Consider the following 16,734-nt stretch of genomic DNA (forward strand, 5'->3'; position numbering starts at 1 on the left):
CCTCTGGTGTGCCAGTTGTCCTGCCAAGGGCATGGCTGGTTGGCTACGTTCGGAAAGGATAACCGCTGAAAGCATCTAAGCGGGAAGCCTGCTTCAAGATGAGTATTCCCACCCCCTTGAGGGGTTAAGGCTCCCAGTAGACGACTGGGTTGATAGGCCAGATGTGGAAGCCCGGTAACGGGTGGAGCTGACTGGTACTAATAGGCCGAGGGCTTGTCCTCAGTTGCTCGCGTCCACTGTGTTAGTTCTGAAATAACGAACGGCCGTGTTGTTGCCCGGTGTTGGTTAATTTCATAGTGTTTCGGTGGTCATTGCGTTAGGGAAACGCCCGGTTACATTCCGAACCCGGAAGCTAAGCCTTTCAGCGCCGATGGTACTGCAGGGGGGACCCTGTGGGAGAGTAGGACGCCGCCGAACAATTATTCCGGGAAAGCCCCGTGCCCTTGTGGCACGGGGCTTTTCTGCGTTCACGGACAGGTGACAACCACGCACGGCTCCTCATGGTGAGTGCGTGGCGTGGTTGGCATGGGATTGTTGGATCAGAGTCGGCCGGCTCCCTTGAGGGCCAGGTAGGCATCGGCGAGAGCCGGGGCCAGATGGTCCGGGGTGGCATCGACGACCACGACGCCATGGCGCTGGAGCTGCTCTGCAGTGCGCTGCCGCTGAGCTTTGGCCTGGGCCGCCGCTGCCGCCTCGTAGACCGCGTCCACCGTGCCCCGGGCTTCGGCCATCTGCTCGATGTGCGGGTCGGCCACGGCAGCCACCAGCACCGTGTGGCGCTGAGTCAGTCGAGGGAGGACGGGGAGCAGGCCCTCCTCGATGGGAGCCGCGTCCAGGCTGGTGAGGAGCACGATCAGAGAACGACGAGGGGCGCCGACCAGGGCGGCGGCGCTGAGGCCTCGGGCGTCCGTTTCCACGAGCTCAGGTTCGAGTGGTGCCATTGCAGTGACCATGGCCGACAGGACTTCACCCGCAGCGCGTCCCTGAACCTGGGCACGGATGCGGCGGTCATACGCGAGCAGGTCCACACGGTCGCCCGCGCGTGTGGCGAGAGCGGTGAGGAGCAGCGTCGCGTCCATTGCAGCGTCGAGGCGGGGCACATCACCGACTCGGCCCGCGGAGGTGCGGCCGGTATCAAGGACGATGAGGATGTGGCGGTCCCGCTCGGGGCGCCACGTACGGACTGCGACGGCCGATTGCCGTGCCGTTGCCCGCCAGTCGATGGAACGGGTGTCGTCGCCGGGGACATAGGCGCGGAGGCTGTCGAACTCCGTGCCTTCGCCGCGGGTGAGGACGCTGGTGCGTCCGTCCAGTTCACGGAGCCTGGCGAGGCGGGACGGCAAGTGCTTGCGGCTGGTGAACGGCGGCAGTACGCGCACCGTCCACGGAACTTGATGACTTCCCTGCCGGGCTGCCAGGCCCAGTGGTCCGTACGAGCGTACGGTGATGCGTTCGGCTCGGCGGTCGCCGCGGCGAGTCGGACGCAGGCGCGTGATGAGGCGGCGACGTTCACCTGCCGGGATGTCCAGCCTGTGGCGGGACGCCGCCTGTTCCGTACCTGTGAGCCAGCTGCTGGGCGGCCACGCATCGCGGAGATGCGCGCGCAGGCGCCGACGCGACGCGTTGGTTACGGTCAGTTGCACTTCTGCGCCATCGCCGAGTCGAACGGTTGTGTCACCGGATCGGGTGAACTGGAGCGTTCGCACTGGCGCGGCCAGGGCGTAGTCGCACAGAATTGCTAGAGAGAGCGGGGCATTGACCGCGAGCATGCCCGTCCAGCTCGGGGCAAGGATGCCTACAGGGAGTGACCCCAAGGCGGCGAGCAGCGCTGTTCGTCCGGTGAGGGCCACGGTCACTGCCTCATCGGGGTACGGGGACGTGAGCGAGGACTGCGGTGATGACGGAGTCAGGGGTGACTCCTTCCATCTCCGCCTCGGGGCGCAGGTGGATGCGATGGCGGAGCGTGGGGAGTGCCAGGGCTTTCACGTCGTCCGGAATGACGTAGTCACGGCCGGTCAGCCAGGCCCAGGCGCGGGCCGTGGAGAGCAAGGCGGTAGCACCTCGGGGGGAGACCCCGAGGGAGAGCGAGGGGGATTCACGCGTGGCACGACAGATATCGACGACATAGCCGGCGATCTCGGGGGAGACCGTGGTCTTGGCGACCGCGGCCCGGGCGGATTCCAGGTCGGCGGGACCTGCGACGGGGCGGACACCTGCTGAGACCAGGTCGCGAGGGTTGAAGCCGTCGGCATGGCGGGTCAGGACATTGATCTCCTCGTCACGGGACGGCAGCGGCACCGTCAGCTTGAGGAGGAAGCGATCCAGCTGGGCCTCGGGGAGGGGGTACGTGCCCTCGTACTCGACGGGATTTTGAGTGGCCGCAACCAGAAAGGGCTCCGGCAGGAGGCGAGGGGTTCCGTCGACGGTGACCTGGCGCTCCTCCATCGCTTCCAGGAGCGATGACTGCGTCTTGGGGGGAGTGCGGTTGATCTCGTCGGCCAGGAGGAGGTTGGTGAAGACCGGACCGGGCTGAAAGGAGAACTCAGCTGTACGGGCGTCGTAGACCAGAGAGCCGGTCACGTCGCTCGGCATCAGGTCGGGGGTGAACTGGACGCGCTTGGTATCGAGCTCGAGTGAGGCGGCGAGGGCGCGGACCAGGAGGGTCTTGGCCACACCGGGAACGCCTTCGAGGAGGACATGGCCTCGGCAGAGCAGCGCGACGACGAGGCCGGTGACGGCGGGGTCCTGGCCGACCACGGCCTTGGCGATCTCGGAGCGCAGGGCTTCCAGGGATGCGCGGGCTGCGTCGTCCTTCCCGACGGTCTCGGCGGCGGGCACTGGGGGCGGGGCGCTCATGAAGTGCGTACCTCTCTTTCGAGGGTGTCGAGTTGGTCTGCCAGACGGACAAGGGCGGCGTCATCGGCCGGAGCCGTGCCGAACAGCACGGTGTCGAGACCGCCTTCGATGGTGCTGAGGCGTGCGGAGACGGCGGGGAGGAGCACCGCGGGGGAGTGAGCATTGCGTGGCGACACCCCGAGGAGCGGGGCGATACGGGTGCGAGTGGCGGAGCGCAATGAGGAGGCGGCCCGGTCGCGGGCGTTCGCCTTGCGGTAGAGGCGGGCGCGGCCTTCGGTGGATTCGGAGGCGCGAATGGCCACGGGCAGCCGTTCGGTGACCAGAGGGCCCAGACGACGGGCGCGCCAGATGGCGGCGAGTACGGCGGCGACTGCGAGTTGCAGGGTTCCCCACAGCCAGGCCGACGGGATCAGGTCGGCGAAGCTGCGGTCGTTGTCAGCGCCTTCACCGCCTGTGCTGTCGTCACTGTCTCCGCCGTTCCCGGTGGCGGAGGGATCAGCGAGCGAGGGGAGGTACCAGACCAGATGTGGGCGGGAGCCGAGGAGTTGCAGGGCCAGGGAGGCGTTGCCCTGGCTGTCGAGACGGCTGTTGTAGAGGAAGTCCGCGGAGCCGAGAAGTGCGGTGTCGCCGGAGGCCTGCTCCTGGACCACGAGCAGGGTGGGGAGACCCCCGCTGGGGTAGCAGGCGAGGGTTTCGAGGCCGTCCGCGGTGTAGCGGAAGCCGCCTGTGTCGGCGTTGCCCGCGCTGTGGGCTGCGGGCAGCAGGCACTGCGGTGCACGGGGGGCAACCGGTCCGGTGGACGTCGTGCGGACCCCGGGGGCCAGTGTGTCCACGGACGGGGGACCTGCCGCGAGGAGGACGGTGCGGCCGGCCGAGGCGGCGGTCGCGGCGCGGAGTTCGCGCTGCTGGCCCGGTGTCAGCAGATCGGGGGCGGTGACGAGCAGGGTGGTGTCCGGGCCGACCGCGGTGGTGGCCTCCTCGAGTGTGGTGGCCACCCGTATCGAGACGCCGCGGTCCTTGAGGAGTTCGGCGACGGCCCGGCTTCCGTGCTGGTCGGCGGAGCGGGGGTCGAGTCGGCCGTGCTGGGCACCGGAGTGTGCGACGGCCAGGACGATTCCGGCTGCTATGAGCAGGAGAAGAGCGAGCACCAGACCGCGGGTGCGGGTCCAGACCTGGCGCGAGGTGGGGGAGACCGAGGTAGGGGGCGCGGTGGAGGCGGCAGTGGGCGCGGTCATTCGGCCGCTCCCCGGGCCGGGGCCGTCAGCAGGGGCTTGGCGTTCTCGAGGTCGAGGTCGAGGTCCCGCACCGTCAGATACGCGTGCCGGTCGGCGTTCCGGCCGCCGTACGTGATGGCGTCGAACTCCCGGGCGGCGGCGCGAAGGGGCAGCGCGTGCGCCGGCAGCGAGTGGCCAGCCTCGGCGGCGGCCTCGTCGGCGGTGCGGCCGGGGCGGGTGTCGAGCAGGGCGCGTTCCTCCAGCGAACGGACGATGGCGCGCATGCGTTCCTGGACGGCCTCGCCCCAGCGGTGGGCGGCAGCGTGTGCCTCGGCGGCGGTCCGGTGTTCGGCGGCGCTGCGGGGACTGTCGTCGAACAGGGCGTCGGTGGGGCGGGCGGTGCGTTGCGGGGTGCCCAGCCGCCACCAGAGGGCGGCGGCCAGGCCGACGACGACCAGTACGAGGACGATCAGCCCGAGCGGTCCGCCGGGTGCGGTGTCCGAGGCTGCGGAGAAGAGATCGCCGAGCCACTCCCAGAGGCGGTCGAGACCGCGCTGGAGGAGGTTCGGGTCGTTCTCGTGGTACATCGGTTTGGACAGCTCGTGCCTCGCCGCCTCGCGCGCGGGCACGCGTGGAGTGTCCACCGGTATGTCGCTGCCCGCGTGGATCAGCAGTCGTGCTCTTGTCGCGCCCCCCGCCCCCGACACGGCATCAGCTCCTGGTGTCGTAGCCGGGCAGGCCTGCGGCCCGCGCAAGTTCGAGGTCCAGTGCCTCACGACGGATGCGCTGGTCCACGTAGAGCAGGGCCATCACACCGGCGGAGAGCGGGTAGGTGATCGTCGAGATGATCACCTCGCCGATACCGGAGATGATCAGGAACGGCCAGCCGAAGTCGGTGGGCTGACCGGTGAGGAACGCCCCCATCCCGTGGCCGTCCATGATGATCGCGATGAGGCCGAACGGGATTGCGATGATCAGGGTCACGATGAGCGTCAGCAGCCAGGTGAGGAGCAGGATGCCGAACGTCCGCCACCAGGCGCCCCGCACCAGCTTCGCGGAGCGGCGCATCGAGGCGGTGATCGACTGCCGCTCCAGCATCAGCGCCGGCGAGGCGAGGCAGAAGCGGACCATCAGCCAGACGATGACCGCGGTGGCGGCCAGAAATCCGAGGAGGGCGAGAGCGACGCCCGCGGCGGAGCCGATCAGCACGCCGGGGAGCACACCCACCGCCATGATGGCGGCGGTCATCAGGGTCAGGACCAGGGTCAGGCCGAGCAGCTGAAGGAGACGGGGCCGGGCCTCGGCCCACGCTTCGGACAGCGTGACGGAGCGGCCCACCACCGACCGGCTGATCACGACAGTGAGCATGGAGGTGGTGAAGAGCGTCGCGATCAGGGTGACGAGCGTCGACGGCGCGCTGTAGATCAGGCTCGACTGCATGGAGTCGGCGGCCTGGCGGAGTGCCTCCGTGCCGGTCGCGTTCGGGTCGACCGAGGCGGGTTCCGGCAGCAGATAGCGCTGCACGAGGATGATCGCGACCTGGGCGATGACAGAGACGGTGAGGGTGATGCCGAGAACCGTGCGCCAGTGGGCGCGCATCGTGGACACCGCACCGTCGAGGATCTCTCCGACGCCGAGCGGGCGGAGCGGGATGACACCGGGCTTTGCGGCAGCGGGCGGCTGACCCCAGCCGACTGTCTGCGGCCTGCCGCCCCAGCCGGGGGCGGGTGGCGGTGCGCCGGGGCCGTTGCCGGTGCTCGGTGGGGACCACTGCCCTGCCGGCGGCTGCATGGAAGACCATTTTTCCGCAGGGCCGCTGCCGTCGATGGGCTCGGAAGGCCGGGGGACGCCCGCCTCCTGGCCGTCGGAGGGGGCGGATCCGGGCGAGGCCCAGCCCGGAGTGTCGTTCATTCTCGCTCCTTCACGGTCCTGTCCGCTCATCGGGGCGGCAGGTTGGCAGCCATCGTGCCACGCGTCGCTCCGGTACGGGCCGGGTGCTCCATCACCGACTTACCTTCATTTGTGGGCGGCTCACCGTGCAGACTGGGCGGATGGCTGATCAGGACGCGCAATCGCCGGTGGGCATCGAGCCCCCCGCGCTTCCCTCCATCCGCTGGGCCGGGCTCCCGGAAGGCCCTGCAGTGGTGCTTCTCGACCAGACGCGGTTGCCCGCCGAGGAGGTCGAGCTGCTGTGTACGGATGTGCCGGCGCTGGTGCGGGCCATTCAGACGCTGGCCGTGCGCGGGGCGCCGTTGCTGGGCATTGCGGGGGCCTACGGGGTCGCTCTGGCCGCGATCCGGGGCGACGACATGGCAGAGGCTTCGGGGCTGCTGGAGCGGGCGCGGCCCACCGCGGTGAACCTCGGGTACGGGGTGCGGCGCGCGGCGGGGGCGTACTGGGCGGCGCTGGACAGGGGCGAGGGCGCGCAGCGGGCGGCCGCGGTGACCTTGGCGGAGGCCGAGGCGCTGCACCGGGAGGATGCCGAGGCCAGTCGGCGCATGGCGCGGTACGGGCTCGCGCTCCTCGAAGAGCTGCTGCCCGGCGGTGGGCATCAGCTTCTGACCCACTGCAATTCGGGGGCGCTCGTCTCGGGCGGTGAGGGCACGGCCTTTGCTGTGGCGCTCGAGGCGCACCGGGCCGGACAACTGCGACGGCTCTGGGTGGACGAGACGCGGCCGCTGCTTCAGGGGGCCCGGCTGACCGCGTACGAGGCGGCGCGCAACGGGATGGCGTACAGCCTGCTGACGGACAATGCCGCGGGTTCGCTGTTCGCCGCGGGGGAGGTGGATGCCGTGCTCATCGGGGCCGATCGCATTGCTGCGGACGGGTCCGTGGCCAACAAGGTCGGGAGTTACCCGCTGGCGGTGCTTGCCCAGTACCACCACGTGCCGTTCATTGTGGTGGCGCCGACCACGACCGTGGATCTGCAGACCCCGGACGGGGCATCGATCGTCGTGGAGCAGCGCCCCGGACAGGAAGTGACAGAGCTCACATCGTCTCGGATCGGGGTGGGTGGGGAAGAGGGCGGAGTGCCTGTCGCACCGCTGGGAACCCAGGCGTACAACCCCGCATTCGACATCACGCCGCCGGAACTGATCACGGCGATCGTCACGGAGGAGGGTGCAGTTTCCCCGGTCACGGGGGTCGGGCTGGCAGAGCTGTGTGCCAGATCATCGCAGGTAACGATTAGCTAATGGGATGATGTCGATTATGAAGGGACGCGTCCTTGTCGTCGACGACGACACCGCACTGGCCGAGATGCTCGGGATTGTGCTGCGTGGTGAAGGGTTCGAGCCGTCGTTCGTAGCGGACGGCGACAAGGCACTTGCCGCATTTCGAGAGGCCAAGCCGGACCTGGTCCTGCTCGATCTCATGCTGCCCGGACGGGACGGCATCGAGGTCTGCAGGCTGATCAGGGCCGAGTCGGGTGTGCCGATTGTCATGCTCACCGCCAAGAGCGACACCGTCGATGTGGTGGTGGGCCTGGAGTCAGGGGCCGACGACTACATCGTCAAGCCGTTCAAACCTAAGGAGTTGGTTGCCCGGATCAGGGCACGTCTGCGCAGGTCCGAAGAGCCGGCACCGGAACAGCTGACCATCGGGGACCTGGTCATCGATGTGGCCGGTCACTCGGTGAAGCGGGACGGGCAGTCGATCGCCCTGACCCCGCTGGAGTTCGACCTGCTGGTCGCGCTCGCCCGCAAGCCGTGGCAGGTCTTCACCCGTGAGGTGCTGCTCGAGCAGGTGTGGGGATACCGCCACGCCGCCGACACCCGGCTGGTGAATGTGCATGTCCAGCGGCTGCGTTCCAAGGTCGAGAAGGACCCGGAGCGGCCGGAGATCGTGGTGACCGTCCGAGGCGTCGGTTACAAGGCCGGACCGAGCTGACATGTCCCTGGGTAGCGCTGCCCCGAAGCCCGGGGAGCCGGGAGTCCGTACGGGGCGGGCTACCGGTTCCGGACACAGGGCGTCCGCGTTCGGGCGCCTTCTGCAGGGCGGCCGGTTGTTCCACGACCGGGCGCCCGGCGGTCCTGTGCCGCGACTGCTGATGCGCTGGGTGCGGCGTCCGCTGCTGCCCGCCGTCCGGCTGTGGCGGCGCAACCTGCAGCTGCGGGTCGTCGCGGGCACGCTGCTCATGTCTCTCGGTGTCGTGTTGCTGCTCGGCCTGGTCGTGATCGGGCAGGTCCGCAACGGCCTGCTCGACGCGAAGGGCAAGGCTGCCCAGACGCAGGCCGCCGGCGGTTTCGCGGCGGCCCAGGACAAGGCGAATGCTCCGCTCACCCCCGGTGGGCAGGGCGGTGACCCCGGGGACGGCACGACCGCCAACAACTCGTGGCGGACGGAGCTCGTCGACCAGCTCGCCAGCGGCGGCAAGAACGCCTTCAACGTGGTGGCGCTCAGCGCCGACGAGGGTACCCGTGCGCCGCGCGGCTCGGGCAGTGTCGAAGCGGCGAGCATTCCGCAGAGCCTGCGGGAGGCGGTGGACAAGGGGCCCGGCGCGTTCCAGACGTACTCCCTGATCCGGTACGCGAACGGGCAGGAGTCGCAGCCCGGGCTCGTCGTCGGCAAGCGTCTCTACGACATCGACCACAATCCGTATCAGCTCTACTACCTCTTCCCGCTGACGCAGGAGGAGAAGTCCCTGACCCTGGTCAAGACCACGCTGGCGACCGCAGGACTGTTCGTGGTCGTGCTGCTCGGTGCCATCGCCTGGTTCGTGGTGCGGCAGGTCGTCACCCCCGTGCGAATGGCTGCGGGGATCGCGGAGCGGCTCTCCGCGGGCAGGCTCCAGGAGCGCATGAAAGTCACCGGCGAGGACGACATCGCCCGGCTCGGTGAAGCCTTCAACAAGATGGCCCAGAACCTGCAGCTGAAGATCCAGCAGCTGGAGGAACTCTCCCGGATGCAGCGACGCTTCGTCTCGGACGTCTCGCACGAGCTGCGGACACCGCTCACGACCGTACGGATGGCCGCCGATGTCATCCACGAGGCACGCGTCGACTTCGATCCCGTGACCGCGCGCTCCGCGGAACTGCTCGGCGATCAGCTCGACCGGTTCGAGTCGCTGCTCTCCGATCTGTTGGAGATCAGCCGGTTCGATGCGGGTGCAGCGGCGCTGGAGGCCGAACCGATCGACCTGCGACAGGTCGTGCGGCGCGTGATCGGCGGCGCCGAGCCGCTCGCCGAGCGCAAGGGCACGCGGATCCGGGTGGTCGGCGACGAGCAGCCGGTGATCGCGGAGGCCGATGCGCGGCGGGTCGAGCGCGTGCTGCGCAATCTTGTCGTCAACGCCGTCGAGCACGGTGAGGGCCGGGACGTCGTGGTGCGGATGGGGGTGGCCGGAGGTGCGGTCGCCGTTGCCGTCCGGGACTACGGCGTGGGACTCAAGCCCGGCGAGGCGACCCGTGTCTTCAACCGGTTCTGGCGCGCCGACCCGGCGCGGGCACGGACGACCGGCGGTACCGGTCTCGGACTGTCGATCGCCGTCGAGGACGCCCGGCTGCACGGCGGCTGGCTGCAGGCGTGGGGCGAGCCGGGCGGCGGTTCGCAGTTCCGGCTGACGCTGCCGCGTACGGCGGACGAGCCGCTGCGCGGTTCCCCGATACCGCTGGAGCCCGAGGACTCGCGACGCAACCGGGAGAACCGGGAGCGGCCCACGGATGTCGGTACGACCGGGAGTGAGCACCGGCTCACGGTGCCGACCCAGCAGGGCAGCCCGGACCGTTCGCCGCTGCCCGTACCCGCGCGCGCCCCCGCGGTTCCCCGGACGGCGCCGGCGTCGGTGAATCCGGCCGCCCTGCCGGGCAACGGCGCCCGTGTGGTCGCCCGCCCCGCCGAGGACCGGCCGGGCGACACCATCGACTCTGCTGCGCAGGACCCGGAGCGGGAGGACACGACTCGTGGGCGGTGACCGTCATGAGGGCGGCCGTGGACATGCGGTGGGGATGGTCGCTCTGCTGGGATGCGGCGTCGTGCTGCTTTCCGCGTGCGGCTCGATGCCCGTCACCGGGGACATCAAGGCGGTCGATGCCTCGCAGCCCGGTGACTCCCAGGTACAGGTGTACGCGGTGGCGCCCCGCGAGAACGCCACTCCGGATGAGGTGGTCGACGGCTTCCTGGAGTCCATGACCAGTGACGACCCCGGCTTCCGGACGACCCGGAAGTACCTGACGAAGGAGGCGTCGCGCACCTGGAAGCCGAGCGCGTTCACCACGGTGCTCTCCAAGGCGCCGAACCACCGGAGCGATCGCCCGGTCCGCGACAGCGACCACAGCAGTACGGAGCTCACCTACACGCTGACCGGCGAGAAGGTGGCGACGGTCGACGCGCAGAGCGCCTACCAGCCCGTCGCGCCCACGGGCTTCAACCGGAGCCTGCACCTGGTGCGGCAGAACGGCAGCAAGGAGTGGCGCATCGACCTCGTGCCGGATGGTCTGATGCTCGGTCAGTCCGACTTCAAGCGGCTCTACCGCTCCGTCAACAAGTATTACTTCGCCACCGGGCCGGCGGCAGGTCAGCCGACGCTGGTCGCCGACCCCGTCTATGTGCGCAACCGGACGGATCCGATCACGGGGATGGACACCGTGACACAGGCGGTGCGCAGTCTTGTCGAGGGACCGACCAACTGGCTGCGGCCGGTGGTCGATTCCCGCTTCCCCACCGGTACCGTCCTGCGCAAGGGCGTCACCGCGCTGGCGCCCGACGACCGCAACGTACTGAAGGTTCCGCTCAACAAGAAGGCGGACGGCGTCGGGCAGCGCTCCTGCCGCATGATGGCCTCTCAGGTGCTGTACACCGTGCGCGATCTGACGTCCGCCCGGGTCGAGCAGGTCGAGCTGCAGCGGTCCGACGGTTCGCCGCTCTGTGTCCTGGGTTCGGACCAGGCGGAGGAGTTCGCTCCGGACGGTTCCTCGGGCGGCCCCGACAGTCAGTACTTCGTCGATGCCAAGGGGCATGTCCAGCGCATCCCCGGGAGCAACAGGGGCAGCGGTGATCCGGAGCCGGTGGCCGGCCCCCTCGGTGACGGACCGGTACGGATGAGCACGGTCGGCGTGGCCCGCGACGAGCAGTTGGCGGCGGCGGTCTCGCAGAACAGCGCGTCTTTGTACGTCGCCTCCATCGCTTCGACGGGTGAGCTGCCCGTGCCCGCCGTGACCAGCGGGGCGAAGAAGCAGGAGGACCGGTTGTCGGCGCCCAGTTGGGACGGGCGGGGTGATCTCTGGGTGGCGGACCGGAACCCGGAGGATCCCCGGCTGCTGCGGCTGGCCGGTGGTACGGGCAATCCGTTGACCGTCACGGTGCCGGACCTGGGCGGCGCGCGGATCGAGGCGCTGCGGCTGTCGGCGGACGGTGTCCGGATCGCGTTGCTGCTGACCGAGGACGGCCACACCACGCTGAAGATCGGCCGGATCGAGCGCCAGGGGGATCCGGACACCGGGCAGGACGTCTCCGTCGTGGAGCTGCGGAAGGCCGCGCCGCAGCTGGAGGACGTGACCGCGATGTCCTGGTCGGGCCGGAGCCGCCTCGTGGTGGTCGGCAAGGAGCAGGGCGGCGTGCAGCAGGTGCGCTATGTCCAGGTGGACGGTTCGGCACCGGCGTCGGGTGTGCTGCCGGGGGCGAACCAGGTGTCGTCGGTCGCGGCGGCGGACGACGAGCAACTGCCACTGATGGCGGACACCGAGGACGACGGGATAGTGAAGCTGTCGCCGGGGGACAACTGGCAGACGGTGCTCAAGGAGGGCTCGTCGCTGGTCTATCCGGGCTGAGCCCAGGTCCGGGGAGCCCCCGGGCCTGGGGGGCCGGGTGCCCCTGATCGCGTGCGGGCGGGTGCTCCTCCCGTTCGGGGCGGCTGCGTTGTCCACAGGAGTGGCCGGGTTCGTGCTGCGGGCGCACAGTGGACTCATGCGGGGGTGGTGGCGGGAGATCGCCGGGCTGGTCCTGCCTGTGGCCTGCGGTGGCTGCGGCAGACCGCGGGTCGAGCTGTGCGAGGACTGCCGGGCGGCGCTTCGCGGCGCGGTGCCGCGACGGGTGAGACCTGCGCCGGAGCCGTCCGGACTGCCGGTGGTGCATGCCGCCGCGGCGTACGAGAACGCCGTACGGGCCACGCTCCTGGCCCACAAGGAGCGTGGCGTACTAGGACTGTCGCGGGAGCTCGGCAGTGCGCTGGCGGGCGCGGTAAGGGCCGGGACGGGGCAGGCGGGTGGTCGGCCGGGACCGCTGCTCCTCGTACCGGTGCCGTCGGCTCGGCGGGCGGTGGCGGCGCGGGGGCACGATCCGACGCGCAGGATCGCGCTGTCGGCCGCGGGCGAGCTGCGGCGCGGTGGCGTGCCGGCGCAGGTGGCATCCGTCCTGCGGCAACGGCGGCCGGTGGCCGATCAGTCGGGGCTCGGTGCCCGGCAGCGGCAGGAGAATCTGGCGGGCGCGCTGGAGGTGGTGGCCGGTGGTGAGCGGATGCTTGCGACCGAACGGGTGGTGCTCGTGGACGACCTTTTGACGACCGGCGCCTCGCTGGCCGAGGCGGCACGCGCGCTCGACGCGGCGGGCCTGCGCGAAGACAAGGGTTCCGGAATGCGGCAGGCGGCCGTTGTCGCAGCATCTCCGTCCGCCTTCGAAATAAACCGGAACTGTCGATGAACTTTCATCGTTGCAGGTAGTGAGTGGGTAAAGAGCCCTGAACGGAGGTACGTGCGGGTAGCGGGTGCCGAGATCCGGCCAGGCAGGCTATGTTCGGTTGTGAGGAATGGTGAATGCCGGACCTCGACGAATGCACCCCCAGGTTTCGGGCAGGTAACTCACCGGTAGCCCAGAAGCTGAAAAGTCGGTGGGATGGAGACCTCCCGGACGGGGGAGGAGGAGGTCGAAGCCACCGAGTCCGCGGCTCCGGCGATCACCGGAGCCTGGTGCAAAAGGGAGAAGCTCCGCCGCTGGGCGGAGCGATCCGGGAACGGAGTTCTGCGTGGACATCGTCGTCAAGGGCCGCAAGACCGAGGTGCCCGAGCGGTTCCGCAAGCACGTGGCCGAGAAGCTGAAGCTGGACAAGATCCAGAAGTTCGACGGCAAGGTGATCAGCCTCGACGTCGAGGTGTCCAAGGAGCCAAACCCCCGTCAGGCCGACCGTTCCGACCGGGTGGAGATCACGCTTCGCTCGAGGGGACCGGTCATTCGTGCGGAAGCGGCCGCAGCCGACCCCTACGCAGCGCTGGACCTGGCCACCGGCAAGCTGGAGGCGCGACTGCGCAAGCAGCACGACAAGCGCTACAGCCGCCGCGGCAACGGCCGGATTCCCGCTGCCGAAGTCGCCGAGACCGTGCCGGGTGCGGCGTCGTTCAACAGCGAGGGTGACCTCGCCGGCGGCGGCGAGGGAGAGTCCGTACCCACCACCAGGATCGGCTCGCTCGAGGTGCAGGGCGAAGGGCCGCTGGTGATGCGCGAGAAGACGCACGTCGCGGCACCGATGCTGCTCGATCAGGCGCTCTACGAGATGGAGCTGGTCGGGCACGACTTCTATCTGTTCGTCGATGCCGAGACGAAGGAACCCAGTGTCGTCTACCGGCGGCACGCCTATGACTACGGTGTCATTCATCTGAGGACCGACCCGCTGGCCGCTGACGAGGCGGGCGGCGCGGGCGGTGCGCTCGGCGGCTGACGCCCCGCATCGGTGGTGCCCCTGGGGGTGCAATCACGCCACCAGGGGCACCCGTGTGGGACCACAGGACCACCGCTCTGACGTCCAGGCATGGAATCATGACGTCCCAAGCCAATCGGTGCTCTGTGAACTGCCGTTGGCGGACAGTTTGTGAACTTCAGGCCGTGGCCTTCAGGGGGAGGAACGATGGCGGACACCTTCGGGCCCGTGCGCGATGCGAATGATGCCGACGACGCTGCCTGTGCCGATACCGGCGCGGACGTGGAGGGTTCCCGTAAGGAGCCGATCCGCGTCCTTGTCGTGGATGACCATGCGCTCTTCCGCAGAGGTCTGGAGATCGTCCTCGCCCAGGAGGAGGACATCCAGGTCGTCGGCGAGGCGGGTGACGGGGCGGAGGCCGTCGACAAGGCGGCCGACCTGCTGCCCGACATCGTGCTGATGGACGTGCGGATGCCCAAGCGCGGCGGCATCGAGGCGTGCACCTCCATCAAGGAGGTGGCCCCCAGCGCAAAGATCATCATGCTGACGATCAGTGACGAGGAGGCCGACCTCTACGACGCGATCAAGGCGGGTGCGACCGGCTATCTCCTCAAGGAGATCTCCACCGACGAGGTGGCCACGGCGATCCGTGCGGTCGCCGACGGACAGTCCCAGATCAGCCCCTCCATGGCGTCCAAACTGCTCACCGAATTCAAGTCGATGATCCAGCGGACCGATGAGCGCAGGCTGGTACCGGCGCCGCGGCTCACCGACCGGGAGCTCGAAGTCCTCAAACTGGTTGCCACGGGCATGAATAATCGCGATATCGCGAAGGAACTGTTCATTTCCGAGAACACCGTGAAGAACCACGTCCGCAACATTCTGGAGAAGCTGCAGCTGCACTCCAGGATGGAAGCAGTGGTCTATGCCATGCGGGAGAAGATCCTGGAGATCAGGTGAATCGGGTATGCCGGTACAGCCGGGTCAGCCGAGGACGCGGGCGACTTCCTGGCTGAGCGGCTCGCGCAGCTCCGGTGCGTCCACCCGTTCCACCCGGACCGCCGTGCAGCCGACCCAGGACGCCGCCTCCACAAGCGCCTCGGCCATCGGCGCCACGGCTTTCCTGCCTGCCAGGGACACCTGCCGGGCGACCAGAGTTGTGCCCTCGCGTGCCGGATCGACCCGGCCCTGGAGCTTTCCGCCCGCCAGCAGCGGCATCGCGAAATAGCCATGGACCCGCTTGGGCCTGGGGACGTACGCCTCCAGGCGGTGGGTGAAGCCGAAGATCCGCTCCGTCCGCGCCCGCTCCCAGATCAGTGAGTCGAACGGCGACAGCAGCGTCGTACGGTGCCGTCCGCGCGGCTCCGCGGCCAGCGCCGCAGGGTCGGCCCAGGCGGGCTTCGCCCAGCCCTCCACCGTCACCGGCACCAGCCCGGAGTCCGCCACCACCGCGTCGAACTGCTCGGCCTTCAGCCGGTGGTAGTCCGCGATGTCGGCACGGGTGCCGACCCCCAGGGACTGCCCGGCGAGTGCGACCAGCCGACGCAGACATTCCGTGTCGTCCAGATCGTCGTGCAGCACGGCGTCGGGCAGCGCACGCTCCGCGAGGTCGTACACCCGCTTCCAGCCGCGCCGCTCGGTGCAGACCACTTCGCCGTACATCAGAGCCCGCTCGACGGCGACCTTCGACGCCGACCAGTCCCACCACTCCCCGCCGTTCTTCGCCCCGCCCAGCTCCGTCGCCGTCAGCGGTCCCTCGGCGCGCAGCTGCTTGATCACCGTGTCGTACGCCCCGTCGGGCAGGTCGTGGTTCCACTGCGGGCGCGCGCGGTAGGAGCGGCGGCGGAACGCGAAGTGCGGCCACTCCTCGACCGGCAGGATGCACGCCGCATGCGACCAGTACTCGAAGGTACGGCCGCCCGACCAGTACGCGTCCTCGATCGTGCGCCGGCCGACGGCGCCCAGGCGCGCGTACGGAATCAGCTCGTGCGAACGGGCCAGCACCGAGATCGTGTCGAGCTGCACGGCGCCGAGGTGCCGCAGCACGCCCGGCACCCCGGCCCGGCGGTCCGGTGCCCCGAGGAAGCCCTGGGCGCGCAGGGCGATCCTGCGTGCCTGGTCGGCGGAGAGTTCGGCTGCGGGAGGCGGCACAGGCGTCATGGACCGAACCCTAGAGGGCCGCACTGACATTCGTTCACGGAGCAGTGGACCGGCCCGTGTGCCCGGAGGCGGGCGCGCCGGTGGGGGACTTCGCCGGCAGATACGGGTGGACGCCCGACAGGCCCAGGTCGGACGGGAGCAGTGCGCCGACCCAGGTGTCCCGCCGCACGCCCTTGTTCAGCAGCCCCGAGCGCTGATCGCCCTCCAGGCGGAAGCCCGCCCGCTGTGCCACGGCCCGCGAGGGCACATTGCCGACCTCGGCCCGCCACTCCAGCCGGTCCCCGCCGAGCGCGGTGAAGGTCCAGTGGGCGGCAGCCCGTACCGCCTCCGTCATATAGCCGAGACCGCGGTGCTCCTTCGCCGTCCAGAACCCCACCTCGTACGTGCCCGGCAGCGTGCGCCGGTTGATGCCGAGTGCACCGGTCATCGCCCCGCCGTCGCGCCGCACCACCGCGAAGTTGTACATGGAGTCGTCCTGCCAGCCGCCGGGGGACAGTTTCTCCGTGAAGAGTTCGGCATCGGCCCGGCTGTACGGCGAGGGGACGACCGTCCAGCGTTGGATGTCCGGGTCCTGGCAGGCGGCGTACACCTCGTCCGCGTCGCTCCGGCGAAACGGGCGCAGCAGCAGACGTTCGGTGGTGAGAGTGATCGGCTCCATGTACGGATTCTGGTGAGGTGCCGACGGTGATGCGACCAGTTTTCGCGCTTTCCGGCACCTTCCGAGTCCTCCATCCGTTGACTCGAAAGGGCACAGCGGGCTCAACGCGGCGGCAGCCCTCCCGGCGCGGCGGGGTCCTCGCTTACGATGGCCGTTGCGGTGGGGCCCACCTGCCGTGCCCGTGCCAGCGTCCATAACACGACCCAGTGCCAGGCCCGACC

The 16,734-nt window shown here is 69.6% G+C and carries 14 protein-coding genes and 2 rRNA genes; 9 read left to right on the forward strand and 7 right to left on the reverse strand.

Translation table 11 applies throughout. The features are described from left to right. Both ACFU8W_RS25865 and rrf read left to right on the forward strand, forming a co-directional pair. Positions 1-221 (forward strand): 23S ribosomal RNA (locus tag ACFU8W_RS25865); the annotation flags it as partial. Positions 222-300: 79 nt separating this feature from the next. Further along, a 5S ribosomal RNA gene (gene rrf / locus ACFU8W_RS25870) occupies positions 301-417 on the forward strand. A gap of 122 nt (positions 418-539) precedes the next feature. Here rrf and ACFU8W_RS25875 read toward each other — a convergent pair. The 5 genes from ACFU8W_RS25875 to ACFU8W_RS25895 are packed head-to-tail and all read right to left on the reverse strand — an operon-like array spanning position 540 to position 5,981. Continuing rightward, complete coding sequence (locus ACFU8W_RS25875; RefSeq protein WP_384041867.1) at positions 540-1,850, reverse strand: DUF58 domain-containing protein; 1,311 nt, start codon at positions 1,848-1,850, stop codon at positions 540-542. 10 nt (positions 1,851-1,860) lie between these two features. Further along, positions 1,861-2,856: a MoxR family ATPase gene (locus tag ACFU8W_RS25880; RefSeq protein WP_345517798.1), complete on the reverse strand. Its 996-nt coding sequence runs from the start codon at positions 2,854-2,856 to the stop codon at positions 1,861-1,863. Beyond that, entirely contained in the window at positions 2,853-4,091 is a 1,239-nt protein-coding gene (locus ACFU8W_RS25885) for a DUF4350 domain-containing protein (protein WP_384041598.1), read from the reverse strand. The genes ACFU8W_RS25880 and ACFU8W_RS25885 overlap by 4 nt, the downstream gene beginning before the upstream one ends. Next, positions 4,088-4,777, reverse strand: a complete 690-nt coding sequence (locus ACFU8W_RS25890) for a DUF4129 domain-containing protein (protein WP_384041601.1) — start codon at positions 4,775-4,777, stop codon at positions 4,088-4,090. Before ACFU8W_RS25890 ends, ACFU8W_RS25885 begins: the two co-directional genes overlap by 4 nt. A gap of 4 nt (positions 4,778-4,781) precedes the next feature. Beyond that, complete coding sequence (locus ACFU8W_RS25895) at positions 4,782-5,981, reverse strand: glycerophosphoryl diester phosphodiesterase membrane domain-containing protein (protein ID WP_384041603.1); 1,200 nt, start codon at positions 5,979-5,981, stop codon at positions 4,782-4,784. Between the two features lie 140 nt (positions 5,982-6,121). Here ACFU8W_RS25895 and mtnA point away from each other — a divergent pair, with 140 nt between their 5' ends. From mtnA to ACFU8W_RS25930, 7 genes are all read left to right on the forward strand, one after another. After that, entirely contained in the window at positions 6,122-7,264 is a 1,143-nt protein-coding gene (gene mtnA, locus ACFU8W_RS25900; RefSeq protein WP_384041606.1) for an S-methyl-5-thioribose-1-phosphate isomerase, read from the forward strand. A 4-nt stretch (positions 7,265-7,268) separates the two neighbouring features. Beyond that, complete coding sequence (gene mtrA / locus ACFU8W_RS25905; protein WP_187740742.1) at positions 7,269-7,958, forward strand: two-component system response regulator MtrA; 690 nt, start codon at positions 7,269-7,271, stop codon at positions 7,956-7,958. Between the two features lies 1 nt (position 7,959). Next, entirely contained in the window at positions 7,960-9,981 is a 2,022-nt protein-coding gene (gene mtrB, locus ACFU8W_RS25910; RefSeq protein WP_345517803.1) for an MtrAB system histidine kinase MtrB, read from the forward strand. A gap of 34 nt (positions 9,982-10,015) precedes the next feature. Beyond that, positions 10,016-11,836 (forward strand): LpqB family beta-propeller domain-containing protein, encoded by a 1,821-nt coding sequence (locus ACFU8W_RS25915; RefSeq protein WP_384041870.1) that lies wholly within the window; start codon positions 10,016-10,018, stop codon positions 11,834-11,836. Between the two features lie 136 nt (positions 11,837-11,972). Next, positions 11,973-12,704 (forward strand): ComF family protein, encoded by a 732-nt coding sequence (locus tag ACFU8W_RS25920; protein WP_384041609.1) that lies wholly within the window; start codon positions 11,973-11,975, stop codon positions 12,702-12,704. A gap of 322 nt (positions 12,705-13,026) precedes the next feature. Next, complete coding sequence (gene hpf / locus ACFU8W_RS25925; protein WP_266985003.1) at positions 13,027-13,716, forward strand: ribosome hibernation-promoting factor, HPF/YfiA family; 690 nt, start codon at positions 13,027-13,029, stop codon at positions 13,714-13,716. Between the two features lie 186 nt (positions 13,717-13,902). After that, positions 13,903-14,655, forward strand: coding sequence for a response regulator transcription factor (locus tag ACFU8W_RS25930; protein ID WP_345517805.1), 753 nt, complete (start codon positions 13,903-13,905; stop codon positions 14,653-14,655). Positions 14,656-14,679: 24 nt separating this feature from the next. Here the strand turns inward: ACFU8W_RS25930 and ACFU8W_RS25935 are convergent, their stop codons facing one another. Both ACFU8W_RS25935 and ACFU8W_RS25940 read right to left on the reverse strand, forming a co-directional pair. Next, a complete protein-coding gene (locus tag ACFU8W_RS25935) occupies positions 14,680-15,855 on the reverse strand; it encodes a winged helix-turn-helix domain-containing protein (protein ID WP_384041613.1) in 1,176 nt (391 codons plus the stop codon). Positions 15,856-15,889: 34 nt separating this feature from the next. Beyond that, a complete protein-coding gene (locus ACFU8W_RS25940) occupies positions 15,890-16,513 on the reverse strand; it encodes a GNAT family N-acetyltransferase (protein ID WP_384041617.1) in 624 nt (207 codons plus the stop codon). Positions 16,514-16,734 lie beyond the last annotated feature (221 nt).

The sequence above is a fragment of the Streptomyces sp. NPDC057565 genome, assembly GCF_042801455.1.
Lineage (GTDB): Bacteria > Actinomycetota > Actinomycetes > Streptomycetales > Streptomycetaceae > Streptomyces > Streptomyces yanii.

What these genes read in the sequence shown, in the direction of transcription:
- ACFU8W_RS25880 (WP_345517798.1), bottom strand. Translation starts at nt 2,856, where the DNA reads ATGAGCGCCCCGCCCCCAGTGCCCGCCGCCGAGACCGTCGGGAAGGAC.
- ACFU8W_RS25885 (WP_384041598.1), bottom strand. Translation starts at nt 4,091, where the DNA reads ATGACCGCGCCCACTGCCGCCTCCACCGCGCCCCCTACCTCGGTCTCC.
- ACFU8W_RS25895 (WP_384041603.1), bottom strand. Translation starts at nt 5,981, where the DNA reads ATGAACGACACTCCGGGCTGGGCCTCGCCCGGATCCGCCCCCTCCGAC.
- mtnA (WP_384041606.1), top strand. Translation starts at nt 6,122, where the DNA reads ATGGCTGATCAGGACGCGCAATCGCCGGTGGGCATCGAGCCCCCCGCG.
- mtrA (WP_187740742.1), top strand. Translation starts at nt 7,269, where the DNA reads ATGATGTCGATTATGAAGGGACGCGTCCTTGTCGTCGACGACGACACC.
- mtrB (WP_345517803.1), top strand. Translation starts at nt 7,960, where the DNA reads ATGTCCCTGGGTAGCGCTGCCCCGAAGCCCGGGGAGCCGGGAGTCCGT.
- ACFU8W_RS25915 (WP_384041870.1), top strand. Translation starts at nt 10,016, where the DNA reads ATGGTCGCTCTGCTGGGATGCGGCGTCGTGCTGCTTTCCGCGTGCGGC.
- ACFU8W_RS25920 (WP_384041609.1), top strand. Translation starts at nt 11,973, where the DNA reads ATGCGGGGGTGGTGGCGGGAGATCGCCGGGCTGGTCCTGCCTGTGGCC.
- ACFU8W_RS25930 (WP_345517805.1), top strand. Translation starts at nt 13,903, where the DNA reads ATGGCGGACACCTTCGGGCCCGTGCGCGATGCGAATGATGCCGACGAC.
- ACFU8W_RS25935 (WP_384041613.1), bottom strand. Translation starts at nt 15,855, where the DNA reads ATGACGCCTGTGCCGCCTCCCGCAGCCGAACTCTCCGCCGACCAGGCA.
- ACFU8W_RS25940 (WP_384041617.1), bottom strand. Translation starts at nt 16,513, where the DNA reads ATGGAGCCGATCACTCTCACCACCGAACGTCTGCTGCTGCGCCCGTTT.